This is a genomic window from Myroides sp. LJL115 (assembly GCF_054871665.1).
Genome location: NZ_JBTXLS010000079.1, coordinates 1 through 5,690, shown reverse-complemented (window position 1 = coordinate 5,690; position 5,690 = coordinate 1). Strand labels below are relative to the sequence as shown.

General features: G+C 33.2%; 6 protein-coding genes. 3 read left to right on the top strand and 3 right to left on the bottom strand.

All coding sequences use genetic code 11. From position 1 onward, the window contains the following. Positions 1-183, top strand: a 183-nt coding sequence (locus ACYSNX_RS12850) for a hypothetical protein (RefSeq protein WP_461755061.1), incomplete at its 5' end; no start/stop codon positions are given. Between the two features lie 1,262 nt (positions 184-1,445). On the opposite strand, the gene ACYSNX_RS12845 is transcribed toward ACYSNX_RS12850, so the two are convergent. The 3 genes from ACYSNX_RS12845 to ACYSNX_RS12835 are packed head-to-tail and all read right to left on the bottom strand — an operon-like array spanning position 1,446 to position 3,224. Continuing rightward, positions 1,446-1,637, bottom strand: a complete 192-nt coding sequence (locus ACYSNX_RS12845) for a cold-shock protein (RefSeq protein WP_461755060.1) — start codon at positions 1,635-1,637, stop codon at positions 1,446-1,448. Positions 1,638-1,658: 21 nt separating this feature from the next. Then, positions 1,659-2,078 (bottom strand): cold-shock protein, encoded by a 420-nt coding sequence (locus ACYSNX_RS12840; protein ID WP_461755059.1) that lies wholly within the window; start codon positions 2,076-2,078, stop codon positions 1,659-1,661. 27 nt (positions 2,079-2,105) lie between these two features. Beyond that, a complete protein-coding gene (locus ACYSNX_RS12835) occupies positions 2,106-3,224 on the bottom strand; it encodes a DEAD/DEAH box helicase (RefSeq protein WP_461755058.1) in 1,119 nt (372 codons plus the stop codon). 797 nt (positions 3,225-4,021) lie between these two features. Between ACYSNX_RS12835 and ACYSNX_RS12830 the strand changes: the two genes are divergently transcribed. Both ACYSNX_RS12830 and ACYSNX_RS12825 read left to right on the top strand, forming a co-directional pair. Further along, entirely contained in the window at positions 4,022-4,516 is a 495-nt protein-coding gene (locus tag ACYSNX_RS12830; RefSeq protein WP_461755057.1) for an ecotin family protein, read from the top strand. A gap of 95 nt (positions 4,517-4,611) precedes the next feature. Then, positions 4,612-5,085, top strand: a complete 474-nt coding sequence (locus ACYSNX_RS12825; protein WP_461755056.1) for a copper resistance protein NlpE — start codon at positions 4,612-4,614, stop codon at positions 5,083-5,085. Positions 5,086-5,690 lie beyond the last annotated feature (605 nt).

Genomic DNA, 5,690 nt, shown 5'->3' with positions numbered 1-5,690 from the left:
AAGGAGATTCTCGCTACTAAAATGTACTTCCATGAGGTTGTTTTCAGTTATCCCAATAAAGGTCTGCACTGTCTTGGTAGCTTTCGGATTCCGTCCTATCCTTTCCAAGGTAGTTATCAATATATTTTGATATTTTCTGCATTCCTGCCTTCATTAGGTAACATTCATTTACTACTCATTTAAATTAAGTTCAGTCCTTCAGTATTTCGTAAGACTTCTTGGTATTGCCAAGCTTGTATCCATACCTACTATGACCTCTGCTGACTTCTTACAGCAATTGTTATCCATAGTTCTGTAAAAAAAAACTTTCCTATGTCTGTAAGACCTCCCCAGGTAAGAACAGTAACTTTCCCCTCATATACCTGCTATATTTACCCTAAATATCTCCGTACAACTTTGGACTTTAGTTTGTTATGCAACCTTATCCGATATTATTGGGCCTGATATAGTTTCTGCTGGTCAGGTCAAGGGTTTGCCTAGCGCTTCCTTCAGATTCCACCTCACGATGGACACCCTTGCATTTGGCTAACACTTCCCGTTGTAAAGGCGTGTTCGGGACTTGCACCCTAGAGTTACTGTCCATGCTGGGCACACATAAAAAAGACCTTGTTTTTAAAAAAACAAGGTCTTTTTTTGATTAGTGGTTAATGTAAAATTTTTCTATAATAAGGGAAAAGCGAAACTTACTGTTAGTATTACATACAATGCCTTGGAGAGGGTTTCTTATATAGCTTTAAAAAAAAGTGGGTTTGATAAAATAATATTTATCTACCCTTAGTCTTTTTTAAGGTGGTATATAGAAATATATTCTCTTTTATGTACTTGATTGCTAAACAAATATAGTGAAAAATAAGATAGTAAAAAACGGCAAATGTTAAACTTTAGAAGCTCTGCTTATATTTAAGGTCTTTAGAAGGTTATTTTTCTAGTATTCTTTAGTATTCTGTGGCCTTACAAAGCTTAATAGAGGTTAATAAAAACTAAGCTATGCAATAAGTTTGAATGATATTGAAGAGTGGGAGGCTCCTATAAAAGATAAAACAACCTCAAAGATACTTTGCTACGGAAGTAAAAATTTTTTATCTAGAGGTAATAATTTAGCTTTTTTAAGTTTGATAGATGAAACTTTATATGTATTTTTGTAGTCTTAAAGTCCAATGATTAACTCAAAGGGTTTAAAAAAGAAAGTGATATAAGCATACAAAAAAGGTATTTATATAGATTCATCTATACTATTTTTTCGACTCATACCTTTTTAATGTTTAAAAGTTCATATTATCAAAAGCCTTCCTTTATAGGGAGGCTTTTTTTTTATGGGTAGTATTACAAGAGAATTTACTATATGAAAAAAGGCTGTTATTACTTAGTAATAACAGCCTTTAGGCCTTAAATTAGTGCAACTCTTAAAAGAAGTAATACTCCCGAAAGGAGTAATACCTTATTAATTATGCTCTACGAACGTTAACAGCGTTAAGTCCTTTTTTTCCTTTTTCTACTTCAAAAACAACGTGGTCGTTCTCACGGATAGATTCGTTTAAACCTGTAGTGTGAACAAAGATGTCTTGTCCTCCGTCTTGTGGAGTAATAAATCCGAAACCTTTAGTTTCGTTGAAGAATTTTACGATTCCTTCTTGCATGGTAATTAAAATTAAAAATTATTATATGATTTTCACGTCTAAGGCTCTTAAGCCTTTGGTTGTTTTTTGTTTTATAAAGCTAACTTTATCTCCTTGTGTAAGTGGTGTACTCACATCAGAACTGTGTACAAATAAGCTATCTTTTGAGTTGTCTTGGGTGATAAACCCGTAGCCTTTATCACTGTAATAGGTAACTACCCCTGTGTGTTCTTTGTCTATTGTATCCCTTTGGATAGCCTTAGTAAACTTTTGTTGTTCTTCTTTTTGTTGATCTGGATGAACATCGGTTAGATTTCCATTTTGATCTACATAAACAAACATCTCTTCTAAAGACTTTCCTTTATTGTTGTTGCTTTTACGCTCTTCTCTTCGTTTTGCTTTCTCATTGAGCTTTTGCGCCTTTTTTTTAGAATTTTCCTTTTTAGAAAAAGAATCAGCCATATTTAGAATAGATTTAAGGTTAAAGAATTAGTCTTGCTGATCTTTGATCGCAAGTTTAACTCCCGTTAATTTTTGAATGTTCTTTAAGTCGTTTTTCTCTTGTGCAGAACACAGTGAGATAGCAACTCCACTTTTACCTGCCCTTCCAGTTCTACCAATACGGTGAACATAGGTTTCAGGTACATTTGGAATCTCAAAATTAATTACAAAAGGTAATTTGTCAATATCGATTCCTCTTGCTGCAATATCCGTGGCGATTAAAATCTTATTATTACCGCTTTTAAATTCATTTAAAGCCTTGACTCTAGCACTTTGGCTTTTATTGCCATGAATCGCTGCCGATTTAATCTGTGCTTTTTGCAAGTATTTTACTAAGTTGTTAGCTCCGTGCTTGGTACGAGTAAAAACTAAGATTTGTTCTTGGGAATTATTTAGTAATAAACTTTTTAAAAGCTCTTTCTTTTGCTCTTTTTCAGCAAAATACACATATTGAGCTATTTTTTGTGCCGTTAAGGTTTTAGCTTTCACTTGTACCTTTACTGGTTTTTTTAATATCGTGTTTGCAAACTTTTCAATTGGCTCAGGCATAGTTGCTGAGAAGAATAAAGTTTGTTTTTTTAATGGGGTTAATTGTAAGACTTTCTTAATATCATGTATAAAACCCATATCTAGCATTTGATCTGCTTCATCTAATACAAGATACTTAATTGACGATATTTTTACAATTTTTTGACCTAAAAAATCCAATAATCTTCCTGGAGTGGCTACAAGTACTTGTGGGTTTTGTCTTAATGTTCTTATTTGTGCATTAACTGGAACTCCACCAAATATACTAGCTGTCCTAATTTTTAAAGGTCCTCCAATATCTTTAAAGGTCTTTTCAACTTGTAGGGCTAATTCCCTAGTTGGGACAACCACTAAAGCAGCAATAGAATTGGAATCGGAAGGGTTTAAAGAAATTTGATTTAAAATAGGAATAGCAAAAGCAGCCGTCTTACCTGTACCTGTTTGAGCGCATCCTATGATATCTTTGTTTTGTAGTATAGCAGGAATGGCTTGGCTTTGTATGGATGTAGGTGTTTTATAGCCTATTTTATCAATAGATTCTAAGAGGGCACTAGAAAGAGAAAGGTCTTTGAAATTCATTTGCACTTAAATGTGTTTGCCTTATAATAAAGGTTAAACACAGTATTGTTATTAATTATTTATATATCGCTGTATTAACGATCTCAGCTTAATATAAATGTAGGGCTTTTATTTGAATTATGTACAAAGATTTAACTCTTTATTTTTTAATTAAATACCAATGCGTATTAAAATACGAATTGATTGAGGGCACTGCTTGCATTTATGACCTAATGTAATCGTGCGTTTTTTACACAGCACTCTTAGGTCGTAAATATTTATCTTCACTAGAATCAAAAAATAGGTTTGAGTTTAGCTTATTAAGGGACTAGTTAAAGCTTACTTGCTTTGTTATTGCCTTTGATAAGCATTAAACATGGTTATCACCTACCTTTTTAATACGATGCAAATGTACAACTATAATTCTAATAATATAATTTTTTTAAAAAAATAATAAAAAACTTTTATTTAGCAATTGTTTTTATTGGGGCAAATAGAAAAAATGAGACGATTTGTTTAGTTTTTTATAATCAATATCCGTTAAAAACTTTAGGTATAAAACTTTTTTTAACACAGTTAGGTACTGGTCTGCTTGGATTTCCATAGTTTATAAGAGTAATTTTTAAACCATATTGCTAAAAATCCTAAGGGTAGAGGTGTAGGGGCTTATCCTAAGTGTTATTTTGTTAATCTATTTGTTTAAAGAAAGGATTTTGGCTCAATTATGTGAAGTTTTTTTATAATAATGCTTTTTGTTGTAGTAAAAAATGAGTAAATTTGGATAAGATTCCATTTTGGTTAGACTAAAAATTTTTACTATGAAAAAGAAAATTCAATTATTAGTAGTTGCTCTTGGAGTATCTTTCGGGGCTTTTGCTCAAAGTACAGTGGATAAAATGGATTTATCCATATTCCCAGTTCCAAAACAAGGATATAAACAAGTGGTTATAGAAGTACCGCATTCTGATTTAGACCATAACAAGAAAGTGGAATTATATGTAGGTAAATATATGGAAGTGGATGGATGTAATAAGTATTCTTTATCTGGAGTATTAGATAGTAAAGATCTTCAAGGATGGGGATATAAGTATTACGATTTTACAACAGACGGGAATGTAGCCTCTACATTAATGGGATGTCCTGATAGAGACAAAAAATATGAGTTTGTTTATGCCAAACCTGAGTTAATGCGCTACAATGGTCGTATGCCAATTGTGGTTTACGTACCAGAAGATTACCAAGTAAAATATAAGATATACCAAACAAATCAAGAGTTCTTTCAAGGTGCTGATGTAGCTATAAAAAGAAAGTAATTCTTTTTAATGGATAATAATAACTAAGCTATAAAGACACTAAACCCTAATGCCTTTTGGCTGTAATAATGCAGATTATATAAAAAACTAAAACTATGAAAAAATCAAATTTATTAGTATTTGGCGCTTTGGCTATAGCCTTAAGTTTTACCTCTTGTAAAACGGAAACAAAAGAAAAGCAAGAGCAGCAAAGCACTACAGAACAAACTACGCCTGCTCAGGAGTTTACTGGGCAGGATGGACATACTACCCAAAATTCTGTAGACTGGGACGGTACTTATCAAGGGGTGATTCCATGTGCAGACTGTCCTGGTATTAAAGTAACTATTGTGTTAAACCCTGATGGTACTTTCCAAAGAGAAGATGTTTACATGGATAAACAAGATGGTACCATGCAGGAAACAGGTAGCTTTACTTGGGATAAAACAGGTACTATTGTGACATTAAAAGGTAAAGATCAAATCTCTCAGTTTAAAGTGCAAGAGGGTAACATAGTAATGTTAGACACCGATGGGAACATCATTGAGGGAACTTTAGCACAGAATTATGTGTTAAAGAAATTACCATAGGGTACTACCTTTTCAAATTGTGATGTGAATCAATTTATTATAGAGAATAAAATAAGGGGTCTTTTTTTAAAAAAAGACCCCTTATTTTAGTGTGCCCAGCATGGGTAGTAACTCTAGGGTGTAAGTCCCGAACACGCCTTTACAACGGGAAGTGTTAGCCAAATGCAAGGGTGTCCATCGCAAGGTGGAATCTGAAGGAAGCGCTAGGCAAACCCTTGACCTGACCAGCAGAAACTATATCAGGCCCAATAATATCGGATAAGGTTGCATAACAAACTAAAGTCCAAAGTTGTACGGAGATATTTAGGGTAAATATAGCAGGTATATGAGGGGAAAGTTACTGTTCTTACCTGGGGAGGTCTTACAGACATAGGAAAGTTTTTTTTTTACAGAACTATGGATAACAATTGCTGTAAGAAGTCAGCAGAGGTCATAGTAGGTATGGATACAAGCTTGGCAATACCAAGAAGTCTTACGTAATACTGAAGGACTGAACTTAATTTAAATGAGTAGTAAATGAATGTTACCTAATGAAGGCAGGAATGCAGAAAATATCAAAATATATTGATAACTACCTTGGAAAGGATAGGACGGAATCCGAAAGC

Bases quoted from the DNA above. Each gene is read 5' to 3' on its own strand.
- ACYSNX_RS12845 (WP_461755060.1), bottom strand. From the start codon at position 1,637: ATGCAAGAAGGAATCGTAAAATTCTTCAACGAAACTAAAGGTTTCGGA.
- ACYSNX_RS12840 (WP_461755059.1), bottom strand. From the start codon at position 2,078: ATGGCTGATTCTTTTTCTAAAAAGGAAAATTCTAAAAAAAAGGCGCAA.
- ACYSNX_RS12835 (WP_461755058.1), bottom strand. From the start codon at position 3,224: ATGAATTTCAAAGACCTTTCTCTTTCTAGTGCCCTCTTAGAATCTATT.
- ACYSNX_RS12830 (WP_461755057.1), top strand. From the start codon at position 4,022: ATGAAAAAGAAAATTCAATTATTAGTAGTTGCTCTTGGAGTATCTTTC.
- ACYSNX_RS12825 (WP_461755056.1), top strand. From the start codon at position 4,612: ATGAAAAAATCAAATTTATTAGTATTTGGCGCTTTGGCTATAGCCTTA.